Source organism: Streptomyces sp. NPDC001406, assembly GCF_042895285.1.
In the GTDB taxonomy this organism is placed as follows: domain Bacteria; phylum Actinomycetota; class Actinomycetes; order Streptomycetales; family Streptomycetaceae; genus Streptomyces.
This window is the reverse complement of record NZ_JBIAWG010000010.1, coordinates 348,091-366,693: the sequence shown is the minus strand read 5'-3', so window position 1 is coordinate 366,693 and position 18,603 is coordinate 348,091. Positions and strand designations below refer to the sequence as shown.

The following is an 18,603-nucleotide window of genomic DNA, read 5'->3' as shown; positions in this document are numbered from 1 at the left end:
GTCAAGACAGGGTGTTCGGCCGCACCGCGTGCTAGGAGGCGCAGGGATGGCTCAGGGGGACCGGGCCGACGACCGGGACGAGAACGCGGGGGTACCGGACGCTCGGCTGACCGAGCTGCTGCGCGCCCGGACCGCGGCCGCGTACCCGGCGTTGCGGGAGATCCGTCGGCGCCACCACGACGCGGTCCTCGGCTACGCCCGGCTGTGCGCGTCGAGCGAGTCGTCGGCACGGCAGCTGGCGGCGCAGACCTTCACCACCCTGGCGCGCGAGACCGCACGCGGGGTGGAGCCGCAGGTGCCGCTGCGCCATCAGCTCCTGCTGCTGACCTGCCGGTCGGCCGCGTCCTTTGCCGGTGACGAGCGCTCGGCGGGTCTGGACCCCGGTCTCCTCCTCGTCCTGAACACGACCGCCGCCCCGGAGGGCCCGACCCCTCCCCTGCTGACGCCCTTCCGCTCCCTCCCTTCCCGCACCCAGGGCCTGATCTGGTACGGGATCGTGGAACAGGAACCCGAGGAGAGCACCGCCGCCCTGCTCGGCCTGACCCGCCAGGACGTGCGGTTCGGCATCCCGCAGGCGCTCCAGGCCATGGCCCAGGCCTGTCTGAAGCACCGGCTGGCCGCCTCCGACGACCCGCAGTGCGGGGACTTCCGCCGGCTGATCGAGGAGTCGGTACGGCCGGACACTCCCCGCTACAGCTCCGATCTGCACACCCACATGGCGCACTGCGCCCACTGCACGGCGGCGTACGAGGACCTCACCGCCCTGCGCGACGCCCCGCGGGCGGCACTGGCGGAGGGACTGCTGCCCTGGGCCGGGACGGCGTACGCGCGCCGTGCCGCGCCGACCGCCGAAGCGGACCGGCCGCAGGAGAAGCGGAGTTGGCCCCCGACCCGGCGCGTGGTCCTCACCTCGGTCGCGCTGGGCGTGGCCATGGCACCGCTGCTGGTCTTCGCGCTGGCGCAGTCCGGCTCGCAGGGCCGGCGTCCGACGGCAGCCACCCTGCCGCCGTCGAGCCCGCCGGTCACGGTGACGGCGACGGTCTCCGTGCCGGCCCCGTCACCGACCAGCAAGTCCCCCTCGCCGACGAAGACTTCACACCCGCCGAAGACCCCGTCCGCCACACCGAAGCCGAAGCCGAAGCCCAAACCGAAGCCGAAGCCCGCTCCGTCCCCCACCCCGTCGGCTCCGGGCAGCGCCTACGCCGAGGTGGTGAACGCCGCCACCGGCCTCTGTCTGGACGTCCGGTACGGCGACTTCGAGAACGGTACGGACGTCGTCACGGCACGCTGCGACGGCACCTCCTCGCAGCGCTGGCGCGTCGACACCGACCGCGAGGTCCTCCAGTCGGCCGGCGACCCCGACTTCTGCCTGGACAGCCGGGGTGACGTCGACCGGGGCGTCGGCATCTGGGGGTGCGACTCGGTCTACGGCCGCAACGGCGACAACCTGCGCTTCACCGTCGACTCCGACGGCGTCATCCGCCCGGCGATCGCCATCGAGACGGCGGTCACGCCGGACGGGGGTGACGGGCTGTCGCTGGACTGGCTGAGCGGGGACGCGGATCAGCGGTGGGGGGCCGGAGCCCGCTGAAACCCTCGTGTGCGAGGTTTGTTCTCCTCTCTCCGGTCAGACCACGCGCTCTCCGGTCAGACCACGCGCACGCCCCGCTGCCACACACCGCTGACGAGGGGCACGCCCGGCCGGTAGGCCAGGTGCACATGGCTCGGCGCGTCCAGCAGGGTCAGGTCGGCGTACGCGCCCGGGGCGAGGCGGCCGATGTCGTCGCGGCGCAGGGCCGCGGCCCCGCCCGCCGTCGCCGACCACACCGCCTCGTCCGGGGTCATCCTCATGTCCCGTACCGCCAGCGCGATGCAGAAGGGCACCGAGGAGGTGAAGGACGAGCCCGGGTTGCAGTCCGTCGAGAGCGCCACCGTGACACCGGCGTCCAGGAGGCGGCGGGCGTCGGGCCACTCGGCGCGGGTGGAGAACTCGGCGCCGGGGAGCAGGGTGGCGACCGTGCGGCCGCTGGCCAGGGCGTCGACGTCCGCGTCCGTGAGGTGGGTGCAGTGGTCGGCGCTGGCCGCGTCCAGTTCGACGGCCAGCTGGACGCCCGGGCCGTAGGAGAGCTGGTTGGCGTGGATGCGGGGCGTGAGGCCCTTGGCCATGCCCGCGGTGAGGATCGTCCTCGCCTGGTCGCCGTCGAAGGCACCCTTCTCGCAGAAGACGTCGATCCAGCGGGCGTGCGGGGCGCAGGCGTCGAGCATCTCGCCGGTGACCAGGGCGACGTAGGCGGCCGGGTCCTCGGCGTGGTCGGGCGGGACGATGTGGGCGCCGAGGTAGGTGACCTCGTCCGTGTGCGCGGAGGCGATGCGCAGGGCGCGGGACTCGTCGGCGACCGTCAGGCCGTAGCCGGACTTCGTCTCGAACGTGGTCGTGCCCTGGCGCAGCGCCTCGGCGAGGTAGCGGGTGAGGTTCGCCTCCAGCTCCTCGTCCGTCGCGGCACGGGTGGCCGCGACGGTCGTCCGGATGCCGCCCGCGCTGTAGGCCCGCCCGGACATACGGGCGTTGAACTCCTGCGTGCGGTCGCCCGCGAAGACCAGGTGGGAGTGGGAGTCGACGAAGCCCGGCAGCACCGCCCGGCCTCCGGCGTCGACCCGGTTGTCAGTGGCGGGTGCTTTGCTGGATTCACCGGTCCACACGACATGGTCGCCGTCGATGACGACGGCCGCGTCCTGGATCAGACCGAGGGGAGAGCCGTCACCTAGGGAGGGATCGTTGGTGACCAGCGTGGCGATGTTCGTGATGGCGGTGCTGCTGCTCATGGTGTCCTCAGGGATGACGGTGGGATTCAGCCGCGCAGGGCTTCGACGGCCGCGGCCAGCGCTGACGGCACATCCGGTACGAGGGCGTGGGCGCCGTCGCGTACGACATGGCGGCCGCCCACCAGCGTGTGCCGCACGTCCGCCGCGGAGGCGGCGAATACGGCTGTCTCCGCGCCGAGTCGCGGCAGCGGCCCCGCTGTCCTGACCGAGTCGAGGGAGATCGTCGTCAGGTCGGCGAGCGCACCGGCCTCGATGGTGCCGGCCTCGTCCCAGCCCAGGGCCGCATGGCCGTCCGGCGAAGCCGCGCGCAGCAGTGCCGCGGCCGTCCAGTGGCCCCGGGAGCGGGTGCGCAGCCGCTCGTTCAGCTCCATCGCGCGTGCCTCTTCGAGCAGGTCGATGACCGCGTGGCTGTCGGAACCGAGGGAGAGGGGGGAGCCCGCGCGCTGGAGGGCCACGGCGGGGCCGATGCCGTCGGCCAGGTCGCGTTCCGTCGTCGGGCACATGCAGGTGCCGGTGCCGGAGCCGCCGAGCAGGGCGATGTCCTCGTCGGTCAGGTGCGTGTTGTGGACGCCGGTGGTGCGCGGGCCGAGGACGCCGTGGTCGGCGAGGAGCCGGGTGGGGGTGCAGCCGTGCGCCTCCTGGCAGGCGTCGTTCTCGGCGGTCTGCTCGGACAGGTGCACATGGAGCGGGGCCCTCCGCTCCTCGGCCCACCGCGCCACCGTCGCCAGCTCCCGCGCGGGCACGGCCCGTACGGAGTGGATGGCCGCCCCGATCCGTGCGTGATCCCGTTCCTTGAGAACTGAACAGCGTTCGGCCCAGGCCTCCGCGCTGCCGTCGGAGAAGCGCAGCTGGTGGGTGTTGGGCAGCTGTCCGAAGCCGGAGGACAGATAGGCGGTGTCGAGGAGGGTGATGCGGATACCGGCTTCGGCGGCGGCCGCGACGAGTGCCTCGCCCATGGCGTTGGGGTCGGCGTACGGGGTGCCGCCGGGCGCGTGGTGCACGTAGTGGAACTCGCCGACCGCCGTGACACCCGCGAGCGCCATCTCCGCGTACACGGCGCGGGCGAGGGCGTGGTAGGTCTCCGGCGTCAGCCGGTCGGCGACCGAGTACATGACCTCGCGCCAGGTCCAGAAGGTGCCGGAGCCGACCTGGACGGTGCCGCGCAGGGCGCGGTGGAAGGCGTGGCTGTGGGCGTTGGCGAGCCCGGGGAGGGTGAGGCCGCGGAGGATCTCGGCACCGGGGGGCGGGGTGGGCACGCCGGTGCGGACGGCGGTGATGCGGCCGTCGGCGCCCGCGGCGCCGCCGCCGGTCGACACCGTGACGGCCACGCCCGGCTCGACGTGGGTGTCGAGCCAGGCGTGCTCCAGCCAATAGGTCCGTGTGGTCACCTGCGGGCCAGCCCTTCCAGTACGTCGGCGAGCGCGGTCACCCCGGCCACACAGTCGTCCTCGGCCGCGAACTCGGCCGGGGAGTGCGAGACGCCGGAGGGGTTGCGCACGAACAGCATGGCGGTCGGAATGCTCCCGGAGAGGATTCCGGCGTCGTGTCCGGCGCCGGTCCCCAGGACGGGCACCGTGAGGTCGGTGTCCTTGCCGAGGATGCGGGCGAGTTCGTCGCGCAGGGCGTGGTCGAACTCGACGACCGGCGTGAAGGACTCGCGGACGACGTCGAGGTCGACGCCGTGCGCGGCGGCGTACTCGCGGGCCGCCTTCTCCACGCCGCCCACGACGGTGTCGAGGGTCTCCTGGTCGGCGGCCCGGGAGTCGAGCCAGCCGCGCACCAGGGAGGGGATGGCGTTGACGCCGTTCGGCTCGACGGCGATCTTCCCGAAGGTGGCCACGGCACCGGCGAGCTGGGCCTCACGGCGGGCGGCGAGCACGGTCTCGGCGTACGACAGCATCGGGTCGTGCCGGTCCACCAGCCGGGTCGTGCCGGCGTGGTTGGCCTCACCGCGGAAGTCGAACCGCCAGCGGCCGTGCGGCCAGATGGCGCTGGCGATGCCGACCCGGTCGCCGCTCAGGTCCAGGGCCCGGCCCTGCTCGACATGGAGTTCGACGAAGGCGCCGATCCGGGCGAGCCGCTCCGGGTCCGGCCCGATGGCGTCGGGGTCGTACCCGGCGGCCTCCATGGCCTTCGGGAGGCTGATCCCGTCGCCGTCGGTCAGCCGGTGCGCCTGCCCGACGGTGAGCTGTCCCGCGGTGAGCCGCGATCCGACACAGGCGAGCCCGAAGCGGGCGCCCTCCTCGTCGCCGAAGTTCACGATGGCGAGGGGCCTGCTGAACTCCGTCCCCCTGCCCCGCAGTTCGTCGAGGGCGGCGAAGGAGGAGACGACGCCGAGGGGCCCGTCGAAGGCCCCGCCGTCCGGCACGGAGTCCAGGTGCGACCCGGTGACGACGGCGTCGCCCGCGGCGGGGTCGCCGAGCCAGGCCCACTGGTTGCCGTTGCGGTCGACCTCGTAGGCGAGCCCGCGCGTCTCGGCCTGCGCCTTGAACCACTCCCGGCACTCGGCGTCGGCGCCGGTCCAGGCGTAGCGGCGGTAGCCGCCGGATTCGGGGTGGCGGCCGATGGACAGCAACTCGCGCCACATCTCGTGGAAGGAGCTGCCTGCACCGGCAGGCGGTACAGGCTGTGGGCAGTCGTTCCGCGGGGCGTTGGGGGTCCCCCCTGCTCTAGCGGAGCCGAGAGCTTGGGGGAGGGTGGGCGCAGCCGAAGCGGCAGACGGCGACGAGAGCTCAGCCCCCACCGGACGGCTGCCGCTCAGCTCACCTTCGCGGTGCGTCACGCCTCGTCACCCTCGTGCATGGGCACCCGCACACCGCGCTCGGCGGCCACCGACTCCGCGATGTCGTACCCGGCGTCCACGTGCCGGATGACGCCCATGCCCGGGTCGTTGGTGAGGACACGGCGGATCTTCTCGCCGGCGAGAGGGGTGCCGTCGGCGACGGTCACCTGGCCGGCGTGGATGGAGCGGCCCATGCCGACGCCGCCGCCGTGGTGGATGGAGACCCAGGAGGCACCGGAGGCCACGTTGACCATGGCGTTGAGCAGCGGCCAGTCGGCGATCGCGTCGGAGCCGTCGAGCATGGCCTCGGTCTCGCGGTACGGGGAGGCGACGGAGCCGCAGTCGAGGTGGTCGCGGCCGATGGCCAGCGGGGCCGCCAGTTCGCCGGAGGCGACCATGTCGTTGAAGCGTTCGCCGGCCTTGTCGCGCTCGCCGTAGCCGAGCCAGCAGATACGGGCGGGCAGGCCCTGGAAGTGGACGCGCTCGCCGGCCATCTTGATCCAGCGGTGCAGGGACGCGTTCTCGGGGAAGAGCTCCAGGATCGCCTTGTCGGTCTTGGCGATGTCCGAGGCCTCGCCGGACAGGGCGGCCCAGCGGAAGGGGCCCTTGCCCTCGCAGAACAGCGGGCGGATGTAGGCGGGGACGAAGCCGGGGAAGGCGAACGCCCGGTCGTAGCCGGCCAGCTGGGCCTCGCCGCGGATGGAGTTGCCGTAGTCGAAGACCTCGGCGCCGGCGTCCATGAAGCCGACCATCGCCTCGACGTGCCGGGCCATCGACTCACGGGCGCGGGTGGTGAAGCCGGCCGGGTCCTTGGCGGCGGCGGAGGCCATGTCCTCGAACTCCACACCCACCGGGAGGTACGACAGCGGGTCGTGGGCGGAGGTCTGGTCGGTGACGATGTCGATGGGGGCGTTCATGGCCAGCAGCTGCGGGACCAGTTCGGCCGCGTTGCCGAGGACGCCGATGGACAGCGGGCGGCGGGCGTCGCGGGCCTCGGTGGCCAGCTGGAGGGCGTGGTCCAGGCTGTCGGCCCGCACGTCCAGGTACCGGTGCTCGATGCGCCGCTCGATGGCGCGCGGGTCGCAGTCGATGCAGATCGCGACGCCGTCGTTCATCGTCACGGCGAGCGGCTGGGCGCCGCCCATGCCGCCGAGGCCGGCGGTCAGGGTGATCGTGCCGGCGAGGGTGCCGTTGAACTTCTTCGCGGCGACGGCGGCGAAGGTCTCGTAGGTGCCCTGCAGGATGCCCTGGGTGCCGATGTAGATCCAGGAGCCCGCGGTCATCTGGCCGTACATGGTCAGGCCGAGGGCCTCCAGCCGGCGGAACTCCTCCCAGTTGGCCCAGTCGCCGACCAGGTTGGAGTTGGCGATCAGGACGCGCGGGGCCCATTCGTGGGTCTGCATGACGCCGACCGGGCGGCCGGACTGGACCAGCATGGTCTCGTCCTGCTTGAGGGTGCGCAGCGTGCGGACCATGGCGTCGAAGGAGCGCCAGTCGCGGGCGGCCTTGCCGGTGCCGCCGTAGACGACGAGCTTGTCGGGGTGTTCGGCGACCTCGGGGTCGAGGTTGTTCTGGAGCATCCGCAGGGCGGCCTCCTGCTGCCATCCCAGGGCGCTCAGTTCCGTACCGCGCGGCGCTCGTACGGGGCGGGGTCCTGACATGGTCTGCCTCCTAGCGGATTGCTCCCAGTGGATTGTTACTGCGTCTATTCACATCCTGGTGCTCTGAATAGAACTAGTCAATACATCGGCGTGCCCGCATCTGCGCGTCGCGGGTGTTTGGCTGGATGCATGGGTGCGGACAGCGGCAGGACGGGGGGCGTCATGGGCAGCGGTGACACCGGGTACGAGGGCGGCCGGCACGGGGACGACGCGGAGCGGGTCGCCCGGCGCGACGAGGCGGTGCGGGCCGCGGTGGAGCGGGGGCTGGTCGGGCTCTCGGCACCCGTCGCCGGGCTGCTGGACGTCACCGGCATCCGGGAGTCGGCGGCGGCGCTGCGGGCGGCGTTCGACGCGGTGGTGGCACCGGGGACGCCGGTGCTGCACGCCTTCGCGGTGAAGGCGACCCCGCTGGTGCCGGTGCTGCGGCTGCTGGATACGGAGGGCGTGGGCGCGGAGGTGGCCAGCCCGGGCGAGCTGGCGCTGGCACGGGCGGCCGGGATCCCGCCGGCCCGCACCGTCCTCGACTCGCCCGCCAAGACCCTGGCCGAACTGCGCGAGGCGCTGGCGCTGGGGATCGCCGTCAACGCGGACAGCCCGCAGGAGCTGAACCGCATCGACGCGCTGATGCGGTCGGCCCCCAGCTGCTCCCCGCTGGGAATCCGGGTGAATCCGCAGGTCGGCGGCGGTTCGATCGAGGCGACCTCGACGGCGACGGCGACCTCGAAGTTCGGGGTGGCACTGCGCGACGAGGGGGCCCGGGAATGGGTCGTAGGGGCGTACGCGGACCGTCCGTGGCTGACCCGGCTGCATGCGCACACCGGCTCGCAGGGCATTCCGCTGTCGCTCCTGGCGCAGGGCGTGGCGGAGACGTACGCGCTCGCCGAGGAGATCAACGCGCGCGTGGGGCGGCGGCAGATCGACACGCTCGACATCGGCGGCGGGCTGCCGGTGAACTTCGAGTCGGACGCGACGACACCGACGTACGCGCAGTACGCGCGGCTGCTCGGCGAGGCGGTGCCGGGGCTGTTCGACGGGCGGTACGGGCTGGTGACCGAGTTCGGCCGGTCGCTGCTGGCCAAGCACGGGACCGTGGTGGCACGGGTGGAGTACACCAAGAGCGCCGGCGGACGGCGGGTCGCGGTGACGCACGCGGGCGTGCAGGTGGCGACGCGGACGGTGTACGTACCGGGGGCGTGGCCGCTCAGGATCGCCGCGTACGACGCGAAGGGACGCCCCAAGCCGGGGCCCGAGGTGGTGCAGGACGTGGCGGGTCCCGCCTGTTTCTCGGGCGACCTGCTCGCCGAGGGGCGCACCCTGCCACCGCTGGAGCCGGGCGACTACGCGGCGGCGCTGGACACCGGCGCGTACTACTTCGCCCACCACTACGCGTACAACTCCCTCGTCCGGCCCGGGATCCACGGCTTCGTGCCCGACGGGTCGGGGGGCGTGGCCTTCGCGACGGTGCGCGAGCCGCAGACGCTCGATCAGATCGTGGCCGATTCGGGAGGGGCGCACGCGTCCGCCCTCACCACCCTTCGGGCAGCCGGAAGCCGTTGACGCACCCCGACTGCTACGGCGATCAACTGGACTGACACACAGGCAAGTTGACCTACCCTAGCCCCACGGACGCATGTTCCACCGGAAAATGCCAGAAGAGTCACTCCCCCCGCACACGTTGCGTAGTGTCTCCGTCACTCAGCCGGAGTTCCAGGTGGGAGGGGAACCGCGGTGCCCGGAATCGACGAGTGCCTGCTGGAAGCGATGCGACTGCCCGGTGCCCGGGGCGCGGCGCTCGTGGACTGGACGAGCGGACTGGCCCTGGGCACCGTCGGGGAGGCTCCCGGCGGTGACCACGAGACGACCGCGGCCGAGGCCGCCGAACTGGCCCGGCTGGCCGCCGAGCACGGGGCGTTCGCGTCCGGCGACCCGGACGGCGAGCGGCCACCGGTCGAGGACCTGATCGTCAGCAACCACGACAGCTACCACCTGCTGCGGTTCGTGGTCACGTCCTTCGACAGCACCGTGTTCCTGCATCTGTGGCTGGCCAGGGCGGACGGCAACCTCGCGCTCGCCCGCATCCGGCTCGGCGAGATGGCGGATCGGCTGGTACTGGCATGACCGTGGTCGGGACTCCTCCGCCCCTGCCCGTACGGGACAAGGTCGGCGCACACGAGCGCGGCCAGGGCGGCCTCTCGCCGATGCTGACCCGGCTCGCCGACGAGCGGGCCACCGGCGTCCTCGTCCGCGAGCACGGCAGCCTGCACCTCGCCGAGGGCCGCGTGGTGCACGCCGAGAGCCCCCTCGCCCCCGGCCTCGACGTGCTCCTCACGGCCCACGGCACGCTCGACGCGGCGGACTGGCTGCGGGCCGCGGGCCGGGCCGACGGGGCGCCCGGCACCGCCCGCCGGCTGCTGGAGGCCGGCCGGCTGACCACGGGCACGCTGGAGCTGTGCCACCTGGGCGCGCTGTACGACGCCGGGTACTTCGCCCTGGCGCCCAGCAGCACCCCGGGCCGCTTCCGGTACGACGCCGCACCCCGCCCGGCCACCCTGTGCCCGGTGCCGGTCATCGCCCTGGAGCGGGAGACGCTGCGCCGCCGCGCCCTGCTGCACCGCATCTGGCCGGACCCGGCGACCGACAGCGGGCCCCTGATCCGGGCCGACCCGGTGGCCGCTCCGCCGGTCTCGGCCCGCCAGCAAGCGGCCCTGGAGCGGGTGAACGGCGTCCGCACGGCCCTGGACATAGCCAGGGAGCTGGGCCGGAAGGCGTTCCACACGCTGGTGGACATACGCCGGCTGGCGGCGGCGGGACTCGTCTCGCCGGGTCCCACGGTGCCCGGACCGGCACCCCCGCCCCTTCCCCAGGTCACCGACCCCGACATCGCGCTGCTGAAGAGGCTCAGGAATGCGCTGGAGGCCCTTTGAACGGCAACGACCCGCCGAGAGGAGAGATCTGATGGCGGCCGAGTCCGACATCCTGGACGAACTGCGCCGACTGCGCAGCCGCGTTCCCCAGCTCACCGGCGCCCTGGCGGCCGGTGTGGACGGCCTGGTCGTCGCCCAGGACGCCCCCGGCGTCGACCCGGAGGGCCTGGCCGCGCTCACCGCGGCCGCGCTCGGCATCGCCGTGCGGATGGCGGACGCCACCGGGCAGGGCGACTTCCGGGAACTGCTGGTCCGCGGCATGGACGGCTATGTCGCCACCTACGCGGCGGGCAGCAGCGCCGTGCTGACCCTGCTCGCCCAGGACCGGGTCAACGTCGGCCGGCTGCACCTGGAGGGCCGCCGGGCCGGCGCCCGGATCGGGGAGCTGGTCGACGCGGCCGAGGCCGCCGCGGCCAAGCGGGCGGTGCGAGCGGGCCCCGCGGCCAGGACACCCGCCGTGCGCACGAGAGCCACCCGCACACCACGAACCACCGCAGGCGAAGCGCGCCCGGCGACCGACGCGCGCACCGCAACCGACAGTTGAGAAGCAGCAAAGGAAAAGAGGCAGCACCATGGCCAACGCCGAGACCTCGCTCAAAGAAGCCCTCACCTCCATCGAAGGGGCCACCGGAGTCGCGCTCGTCGACTACACCAGCGGCATGGCGCTGGGCACGATGGGAGGCAGCAAGAGCTTCGACCTGAACGTGGCCGCCGCCGGCAACACGGACGTGATCCGCGCCAAGATGCGCACCATGGAGCACCTCGGCCTGAAGGGCGACATCGAGGACATCCTGATCACGCTGTCCAGCCAGTACCACCTGATCCGGCTGCTCAAGGGGCGCGGCGGCAACGGTCTGTTCCTGTACCTGGTCCTCGACCAGTCCCGGGCCAACCTGGCGATGGCCCGGCACCAGCTCAAGAGGATCGAGGAGGACCTGGAGGTCTGAGTCAGACGAGCGCCGCGGTGCGGCGGCGGGACCCGCCCGGGGCCGCGTCGCCCGCCGCGATGCCGGTCCCGCGGTAGGCCTTGACGGCCTTGCCCGCGGGACGCCCGCCGCGCCCGTCGAGCCAGTCGACGCGCAGCCACAGCAGTGTGTCCTCGGCCCGCTCGCAGCGGCCCAGCCAGGCGGCCTTCAGCCGCAGCCCGGCGCCGGTCCCGGCCAGCAGCATGCCGCCCGCCGCGGGCACGGCGAAGGAGCTGCCGAGCGCGACGGCGCAGGCGAGCAGCAGCCACCAGCGGTGGCCCCGGCGCCAGTTGCGCACGGTCACCGCACGGTCCTGGAGCACATCGTGCTTGCCCGCACGGGCCGTGCCCCGGGCCAGGGCGGCGTAGCGCCGACGGCGCGCGTACGCCACGACGGCGGCGCCGACAAGGAAGAGTGCGGCCCCGGCCATGACGCCGATCCGGCGCCCGGTCACCCCAGGCGGCAGGACGCCGATACCCGCCGCGAACACCCCGCACCACCACAGCGGCGCCGCCCCGGCCCGTACGACGACGGCCACCCGGGCCAGCCCCTGCCCTCCGCGTCCTCCGTGTGCTCCGCACGCCACGCTCCGCCTCCTCGTCCTCGCGGCACAGTCCCGTAGGGCGGGCACGCTAACGAGCGAAGGTGAGACGAGTCTGAGAGCGGTGCGGCAGGAGGCGCCGGGTCACTCCACGAACAGCCCCCGTGCCGTCGCCCGCGCGTCGAACTCCTCCAGCCGGACCTGCGCGTCGGGCAGGTCGTCGCACATGGCCTCCAGCAGCACCCGTCCCAGCAGCATGGGCGCGCACGCGGTGTCGAAGGCGAGCCCGGTGCCGACGGCGGCCGGCAGCAGCAGGTCGGAGTGCTTGGCGACCGGCGCGAAGGCCGAGTCGGCGACCGCGACGACCGTCAGTCCGCACTCCTTGGCGTACGCCAGGGTGTCGACGACCTCGCGCGGATGCCGGGGCAGCGCGAAGCACAGCAGGGCCGAGGCGCCCGCGCGCACGGCCGCGTCGATGCGGTCCTGGACCATCGTGCCGCCCTGGTCGAGCAGCCGGACGTCCGGGTGGACCTTGGCGGCGAAGTACGCGAAGCCGTAGGCCTGGGAGGCCGCGGCCCGCAGTCCGAGCACGGGCAGCGGGCGGGAGGCGGCGAGGATCCGGCCGGCCTTCTGCACCGGCCGCGGGTCGGCCAGCACCTCGGCCAGATGCCGCAGGTTCTCGATCTCGGCCTCGACGGCCTGCTGGTACTCGTTGTACGACCCCGGACCCGCGGCGGGTTCGGCGGGCACCACCTCGCGCAGATGCCTGCGCAGGGCCGGGTAGCCGTCGAAGCCGAGGGCGACCGCGAAGCGGGTCACGGACGGCTGGCTGACCCCGGCCAGATCGGCCAGCTCCACGCTGGACAGGAACGGCACGTCGGCGGCCCGCCGCACCATGCTGTGCGCGATGCGCCGCTGGGTCGGTGTGAGGCGGTGCCCCTCGAACAGCGTCTGCAGCCGTGTGGCAGGGCTGTCCGTCACACCCGTACTCCTGTCGACGCTCATGTCCCGCTCCCCCTCCAGATGTCCGTGAACCGGTCAAGCAGTGCGGCCGCCGACGTCACGTCGTGCGTGAGCGGGCGGTCGGCCGGGTCCTCGTCGAGCACCGACTCGGCGAGCGCCAGCGCCCGCCCGGCCGGAATCTCCGGGCCGGGCAACAGATCGCGCTGGCGCAACGCCCGTACGGCGGCCACGAGTTCGCAGCCGACCACCAGACGGTACGCACCGCAGGCGCGCAGCGTCTGGCGGGCGGCCAGCGAGGCGAAACTGGCCTGTTCCTCGACGCCCCGGGAGAGTACAGCGTGCCCGAGCGACGCGGGGGCCGAAAAAGCCCGCAGATCGCCGAGGGCGGATCCGGCGGCGTACTCCAGGATCATCACGCCGGACGAGGCCGGCTCGTGGTCCGCCAGGAAGGGGCGCAGTCGGGTGTAGGCGGGCTCGTTGAGGGTGGACAGGCGGGAGGTCGACAGCCGGGCCACCTGGGTGACCGCGAGCCTGAAGTGGTCCAGGGCGAGGGCGAGTTGGGCCTGGTAGAAGCCGCCATGGTGGTAGGCGGCCAGGTCCTCGGGGGAGATGAGCGGGTTCTCCGCGGCCGCGTTGATCTCCACGGTCAGCACCTGCTCCAGCGCGTCCGCCGCGTCATGGGCGGGGCCGTGGATCTGGGGCAGGCAGCGGAAGCCGTAGGGGTCCTGGATCCGGCCGAGCGGCGGGACCGGCCGGTCGGCCGCGCCGGTCAGCTGCCGCATCCGCCGGGCGACCTCGACACTGCCCCGGTGCGGTCGGGCGGCATGGACGGGGGCGGCGTACGCCTCGTGCGAGCCGTCGACGGCGAGCAGCGAGAGGGCGGCGACGACCTGGGTGGCCTCGATGAGCCCGCGCAGCTCGTGCAGGGCGAGCGCGGACTGGCCGAGGGTGAGCGCGTTGCTGCTGATCAGGGCGAGGGCGTCGTTGTTGTCGAGGGGCTGGGGCGCGGGCGGCTCGGCACCCCGCCACGGGTGCTCCCCGACCAGCGCGAGCCCGGCCTGTGCCAGCGCCGCGATGTCGCCGGTGCCGACCGAGCCGAACTCGTTGACGACCGGATACGCGCCCGACTCCAGTGCCTCGCACAGGGCCGTGATCACGCCGGGCCGCAGTCCGGCGCCGCCGGCGAGCAGCTGGTTGGCGCGGATCGCGAGCATCGCCCGCACCTGGTGGGCGGGCAGCTCCGCGCCGATGGCGCCGGCGTGGCTGCGCAGCAGGCGCAGCCCGTGTCCGGCGGCGGCCTCGGTCGGCACGTCCTCGCTGCGGTTGGCGCCCACGCCGGTGGAGCGGCCGTACACGCGTCCGGTGGCCGCGATCCGGCGGGCGGCGTTCCAGGACTCCTCCGCGCGCCGCATCGCGTCGTTCCCCGGAACCGGCCGCACGGTGCCGTCGGCGAGACGCACGACGTCCTCGACGCCGAGGCCGATCCCGTCGAGGACCACGAGTCCGGAGTGCACGGATGCGGGTGCGTCCACCATGCCCCTCTCTGTTCAGCCGGCCTATTCACCCACCAAGAACTCTGCATGATGCTATGCAGCCGGGCAAGGGACACCAAGAGTCGTTAAACAGCCACACAAAGTGACACGACGGGTGCATACGGTGATGGTGCGCTGCAGGCACGACACCGGAGGAAGCGCCATGGCCTCCCCCCGCAGGACCTTTCTGGCCGCCACGGCCGTCGGCGCGCTGGCCGCCGCCCCGCCGCCGACGGCCGGCGTCCCCCGCCCCCGCCCGGTCACCGCCCCCGCGGCGCTCGACCGGCTACTCGCCGGCAACCGGCGCTTCGCCTCCGGACGCCCCCGGCACCCCCACGAGTCCGGAGGGGTGCGCCGGACACTCGCGGCCGGGCAGCACCCGTTCGCGGTGATCGTCGGCTGTGTCGACTCGCGCGTACCGCCGGAGCTGGTCTTCGACCAGGGGCTCGGTGACCTGCTGTGCACCAGGACCGCCGGCGAGGTCCTCGACGAGGCGGTGCTCGGGTCCATCCAGTACGGCGTCGAGGAACTGCGCATCCCGCTGGTGCTGGTCCTCGGGCACGAGCGGTGCGGGGCGATCGCGGCGACGCTCGGCCATGTGCGGTCCGGGGCGCCCGTGCCGGGACATCTGGAGCTGCTGGTGGCCGAGATCGCCCCCGCCGCGCACCGCACCCGCGCGGTCCCCGGCGACTGGGCCGAGCACGCCATGCGGGCCCACACCGCCTGGGTCCGGGACGCCATCCGCGCCGACCCGGCGTTCGCCCCGGCCCGGGTCGACGCCGCGCGCTTCGACCTCGACACCGGGCTCGTCTCCCTGCTGCCCTGACAGCCCCCGCGCCGACTGGGGGGATATCCCCAGTGCGGCTCGGGACCCGGCTCCCTAACGTGGCCCGTATGACGGGAATGGAAGCGCAGGACGCCGACCTGAAGAAGGAACTCGACGCCACTTTGCGGGCCCGCAGGGAACTCGGCGAGGAGTACGAGCCGGCGCTGGTCGACTCCTTCCTGGAGAAGGTCGACCAGCGGATCGACGCCGCGGTCGAGCGCCGGCTGCGCAGGCAGCTCGCCGAGCAGCAGATGCAGGTCGCCCGCGGGGCCAGGTCCCCGAGGGGAACGGACTCATGGGGCGAGCGCTTCGGCTTCGCCATCGTCTCGCTGGTGCTGGCGATCCCGCTGTCCGCGATCGGCGGCGGCATCGGACACCTGCCCGGTCTCATCGCCGCCTGGATCGGCATCGTCGGCGTCAACGTGGTCCAGGCCGTCCGTCTCAATCCCGGTCTGTTCCGCCGCCCGGACCGGGAGCACTGAGGCATTGCCCGGCAGTTGAAAAGCGACGACGGCCGCAACCAATAATTGAGGAACCACGACGCCGAGCAACCACCTCCGCGAGAGCGGCGGCGGCTTAGCCGCAAAGGGGGGGTGCGCGGGGACCGCCGCACCCCCGTTGCCGGGGGGCGGGACGACGGCGGTCCCCGCGAGGGACGCGGGCCGGGTCAGGGCCGGGCTGCGCGTCCGTGGCGTCCATGGAGGTCCGGGAGCCGCTCCGGAGGTCCTTGGCGCCGTTCGGCGCCGGCCTGGGCGGGGAGCCGCTCCCGCCCTGCCGACACCCACTAATGTGCCGGACCCGTGTTAAGCGGGTGCTGCGCGCACGTGACGCGCTCGTACCACTTCCGCGAAGTCCACCATCCGGACGCGACACCGCAAGTTCGGCGCCGCAACGGGCAGTTCACCGCACGTTGGCTACTGCTTCCCGCCCTTGGCGAGGAAGGCCAGCAGGTCCTGCCGGCTGACCACACCGGTCGGCTTGCCCTCGACGAGGACGATCGCCGCGTCCGCCTCACCGAGCACGGACATCAGGTCCGCGACCGGCTCGCCGGAGCCGACCTGGGGCAGCGGGGCGCCCATGTGCTTCTCCAGCGGGTCGTCGAGCGAGGCCCGCTTGTTGAACAGCGCGTCGAGCAGCTCCCGCTCCACGACCGACCCGACGACCTCGGCGGCCATCACGTCCGGGTGACCGGCGCCCGGCTTCACGACCGGCATCTGCGAGACGCCGTACTCGCGCAGCACCTCGATGGCCTGGCCGACGGTCTCCTCCGGGTGCATGTGGACGAGGGACGGGATGGAGCCGCCCTCCTTGTCGTTGAGGACGTCGGCGACGCGGGCGCTGGGGCCCTCGTCCTCCAGGAAGCCGTAGTCGGCCATCCACTCGTCGTTGAAGATCTTGCTGAGGTAGCCGCGGCCGCTGTCGGGCAGCAGGACGACCACGACGTCGTCCGGGCCCAGCCGCTCGGCGACGCGCAGGGCGGCGACCACGGCCATGCCGCAGGAGCCGCCGACCAGCAGGCCCTCCTCCTTGGCCAGGCGCCGGGTCATCTGGAAGGAGTCCTTGTCGGACACGGCGACGATCTCGTCCGCGACGGTCCGGTCGTAGGCCGTCGGCCAGAAGTCCTCACCGACGCCCTCGACCAGGTACGGCCGCCCGGAGCCGCCGGAGTAGACGGAGCCCTCGGGGTCGGCGCCGACGACCTGCACCCGGCCGTCGCTGACGTCCTTCAGATAGCGGCCGGTGCCGGAGATGGTGCCGCCGGTGCCGACGCCCGCCACGAAGTGGGTGATCTTCCCCTCCGTCTGCTCCCACAGCTCGGGGCCGGTCGAGTGATAGTGCGAAAGGGGGTTGTTGGGGTTGGAGTACTGGTCGGGCTTCCAGGCGCCGGGCGTCTCGCGCACCAGCCGGTCCGACACGTTGTAGTACGAGTCCGGGTGCTCGGGGGCCACGGCGGTCGGGCAGACGACGACCTCGGCGCCGTACGCGCGCAGGACGTTGATCTTGTCGGTGCTCACCTTGTCGGGGCACACGAAGATGCACTTGTAGCCCTTCTGCTGGGCCACGATCGCCAGCCCGACACCCGTGTTTCCGCTGGTCGGCTCCACGATCGTGCCACCTGGCTTGAGCTCCCCGCTCTCCTCGGCGGCCTCGATCATGCGCAGGGCGATGCGGTCCTTCACGGAACCGCCCGGGTTGAAGTACTCCACCTTGGCCAGGACCGTCGCCCGGATGCCCTTGGTCACGCTGTTGAGCTTCACCAGCGGGGTGTTGCCGACGAGGCTGATCATCGAGTCGTGGAATCGCACCGTTGTCTCCGGTCGCTTTCAAAAAAATGGTCGTGATTGTTCCGCCAGCCTACGGCCCGGGAAGGGCGTTCACTCCCTGTTGAGATTGGCCGACGGCCGGTACGGGGCAATGAGTGGATGTACGGCTACGAGGAGGTGGCGGCGACGCATGACGAGCATGTCGAGGGCGAGGGTGGCCCGGCGGATCGCGGCCGGTGCGGCGTACGGCGGCGGCGGGGTCGGGCTGGTCGGCGCGGCCGCCGTCGGCCTGCTGCTGGCCGAGGTGCGGATGGCCAGGAGCCGGGTGGGCAACGGCACGAGCAACCATGTGCCGGTGGCCGACGGCCTGTACGGCGACTCCTATGACATCCCCGGCGAACCGCCGCTGCGGCTGACGCTGCTCGGCGACTCCACGGCGGCGGGCCAGGGCGTGCACCGGGCGGGCCAGACGCCGGGCGCGCTGCTGGCCCACGGGCTGGCGGCGGTGGCGGAGCGGCCGGTGGACCTGCGCAACGTCGCCCTGCCCGGGGCCCAGTCCGACGACCTGGACCGCCAGGTGGCCCTGGTGCTGTCCTCGCCCTTTCCGATCCCGGACGTCTGCGTGATCATGATCGGCGCGAACGACGTGACGCACCGGATGCCGCCGACCCGCTCCGTGCGCCATCTGTCGGCGGCGGTACGGCGGCTGCGCACGGCCGGCGCCGAGGTCGTCGTCGGCACCTGTCCGGACCTGGGCACGATCGAACCGGTGCAGCAGCCGCTGCGCTGGCTGGCCCGGCGGGCCTCGCGGCAGCTGGCGGCGGCCCAGACGATCGGCGTGGTGGAACAGGGGGGCCGCACGGTGTCCCTCGGCGATCTGCTGGGCCCCGAGTTCGCGGCGAACCCGCGCGAGCTCTTCGGCCCCGACAACTACCACCCCTCCGCGGAGGGGTACGCCACGGCGGCGATGGCGGTACTGCCGACCGTCTGCGCGACCCTGGGCCTGTGGCCGGCGGAGGAGGAGCGGCCGGACGTCTCCCGGCGCGAGGGGTTCCTGCCGGTCGCCCGCGCCGCGGCCGAGGCCGCCTCGGAGGCGGGCACGGAGGTCACGGCGGCGATGCCGACCGGCCCCCGGGGCCCGTGGGCACTGCTCAAGCGCCGCAGGCGGCGGCGCGTACCGGAGGCGGCGCCCGCCCCGGCGGAGTCTTCCGTGCCGGAATCCGCCTCCCAGGAACCCGCGCCCCAGCCGACCGAGTCGGGGAGCGGGTGGGTATAGGCGGAGTGTGAGCGCTGTGGGCGCCCCGGGACGGGCGCTGTGGGCG

The 18,603-nt window shown here is 73.3% G+C and carries 17 protein-coding genes; 9 read left to right on the top strand and 8 right to left on the bottom strand.

The annotated features are described in order from the left end of the window. Positions 1-46 precede the first annotated feature (46 nt). On the top strand, positions 47-1,591 hold the full coding sequence (locus ACFY1J_RS25725) for a ricin-type beta-trefoil lectin domain protein (protein ID WP_390732006.1): 1,545 nt from the start codon (positions 47-49) through the stop codon (positions 1,589-1,591). A gap of 56 nt (positions 1,592-1,647) precedes the next feature. Here the strand turns inward: ACFY1J_RS25725 and hutI are convergent, their stop codons facing one another. From hutI to hutU, 4 genes are read right to left on the bottom strand one after another with little or no spacing between them, the layout of a single operon-like run. Continuing rightward, positions 1,648-2,823, bottom strand: a complete 1,176-nt coding sequence (gene hutI, locus ACFY1J_RS25720) for an imidazolonepropionase (protein ID WP_390732005.1) — start codon at positions 2,821-2,823, stop codon at positions 1,648-1,650. A gap of 26 nt (positions 2,824-2,849) precedes the next feature. Continuing rightward, entirely contained in the window at positions 2,850-4,211 is a 1,362-nt protein-coding gene (locus ACFY1J_RS25715) for a formimidoylglutamate deiminase (RefSeq protein ID WP_390732004.1), read from the bottom strand. Continuing rightward, a complete protein-coding gene (locus tag ACFY1J_RS25710; RefSeq protein WP_390709944.1) occupies positions 4,208-5,605 on the bottom strand; it encodes an allantoate amidohydrolase in 1,398 nt (465 codons plus the stop codon). Before ACFY1J_RS25710 ends, ACFY1J_RS25715 begins: the two co-directional genes overlap by 4 nt. Then, complete coding sequence (hutU, locus tag ACFY1J_RS25705; RefSeq protein ID WP_390709943.1) at positions 5,602-7,266, bottom strand: urocanate hydratase; 1,665 nt, start codon at positions 7,264-7,266, stop codon at positions 5,602-5,604. Before hutU ends, ACFY1J_RS25710 begins: the two co-directional genes overlap by 4 nt. A 162-nt stretch (positions 7,267-7,428) precedes the next feature. Here hutU and ACFY1J_RS25700 point away from each other — a divergent pair, with 162 nt between their 5' ends. The 5 genes from ACFY1J_RS25700 (at position 7,429) to ACFY1J_RS25680 (ending at position 11,137) form a co-directional block, all read left to right on the top strand. Beyond that, positions 7,429-8,823, top strand: a complete 1,395-nt coding sequence (locus tag ACFY1J_RS25700) for a diaminopimelate decarboxylase (RefSeq protein ID WP_390710010.1) — start codon at positions 7,429-7,431, stop codon at positions 8,821-8,823. A 171-nt stretch (positions 8,824-8,994) separates the two neighbouring features. After that, entirely contained in the window at positions 8,995-9,384 is a 390-nt protein-coding gene (locus tag ACFY1J_RS25695; RefSeq protein ID WP_263209533.1) for a hypothetical protein, read from the top strand. Then, on the top strand, positions 9,381-10,190 hold the full coding sequence (locus ACFY1J_RS25690; protein ID WP_390709942.1) for a transcriptional regulator: 810 nt from the start codon (positions 9,381-9,383) through the stop codon (positions 10,188-10,190). Before ACFY1J_RS25695 ends, ACFY1J_RS25690 begins: the two co-directional genes overlap by 4 nt. Positions 10,191-10,221: 31 nt before the next feature. Continuing rightward, the gene (locus tag ACFY1J_RS25685) at positions 10,222-10,734 is read left to right on the top strand and encodes a roadblock/LC7 domain-containing protein (protein ID WP_390709941.1); all 513 of its coding nucleotides are present in this window, start codon (positions 10,222-10,224) and stop codon (positions 10,732-10,734) included. A 28-nt stretch (positions 10,735-10,762) separates the two neighbouring features. Next, the gene (locus tag ACFY1J_RS25680) at positions 10,763-11,137 is read left to right on the top strand and encodes a hypothetical protein (RefSeq protein ID WP_390709940.1); all 375 of its coding nucleotides are present in this window, start codon (positions 10,763-10,765) and stop codon (positions 11,135-11,137) included. Between the two features lies 1 nt (position 11,138). Here the strand turns inward: ACFY1J_RS25680 and ACFY1J_RS25675 are convergent, their stop codons facing one another. The 3 genes from ACFY1J_RS25675 to ACFY1J_RS25665 form a co-directional block, all read right to left on the bottom strand. Then, positions 11,139-11,693 (bottom strand): hypothetical protein, encoded by a 555-nt coding sequence (locus tag ACFY1J_RS25675; RefSeq protein ID WP_390732032.1) that lies wholly within the window; start codon positions 11,691-11,693, stop codon positions 11,139-11,141. Positions 11,694-11,840: 147 nt separating this feature from the next. Beyond that, positions 11,841-12,701 carry a MurR/RpiR family transcriptional regulator gene (locus tag ACFY1J_RS25670; protein ID WP_390732003.1) on the bottom strand — a complete coding sequence of 287 codons (861 nt, stop codon included), beginning with the start codon at positions 12,699-12,701 and terminating at the stop codon, positions 11,841-11,843. Beyond that, positions 12,698-14,194, bottom strand: coding sequence for an aromatic amino acid ammonia-lyase (locus tag ACFY1J_RS25665; protein WP_390732002.1), 1,497 nt, complete (start codon positions 14,192-14,194; stop codon positions 12,698-12,700). Before ACFY1J_RS25665 ends, ACFY1J_RS25670 begins: the two co-directional genes overlap by 4 nt. Before the next feature lie 160 nt (positions 14,195-14,354). Here ACFY1J_RS25665 and ACFY1J_RS25660 point away from each other — a divergent pair, with 160 nt between their 5' ends. Further along, entirely contained in the window at positions 14,355-15,017 is a 663-nt protein-coding gene (locus ACFY1J_RS25660) for a carbonic anhydrase (protein ID WP_390732001.1), read from the top strand. 68 nt (positions 15,018-15,085) lie between these two features. Continuing rightward, on the top strand, positions 15,086-15,499 hold the full coding sequence (locus tag ACFY1J_RS25655) for a hypothetical protein (RefSeq protein ID WP_390732000.1): 414 nt from the start codon (positions 15,086-15,088) through the stop codon (positions 15,497-15,499). 432 nt (positions 15,500-15,931) lie between these two features. On the opposite strand, the gene ACFY1J_RS25650 is transcribed toward ACFY1J_RS25655, so the two are convergent. Continuing rightward, on the bottom strand, positions 15,932-17,323 hold the full coding sequence (locus ACFY1J_RS25650) for a cystathionine beta-synthase (RefSeq protein ID WP_390709934.1): 1,392 nt from the start codon (positions 17,321-17,323) through the stop codon (positions 15,932-15,934). 148 nt (positions 17,324-17,471) lie between these two features. Here ACFY1J_RS25650 and ACFY1J_RS25645 point away from each other — a divergent pair, with 148 nt between their 5' ends. Next, positions 17,472-18,557, top strand: coding sequence for an SGNH/GDSL hydrolase family protein (locus ACFY1J_RS25645; protein ID WP_390731999.1), 1,086 nt, complete (start codon positions 17,472-17,474; stop codon positions 18,555-18,557). The last annotated feature ends 46 nt before the right edge of the window (positions 18,558-18,603 follow it).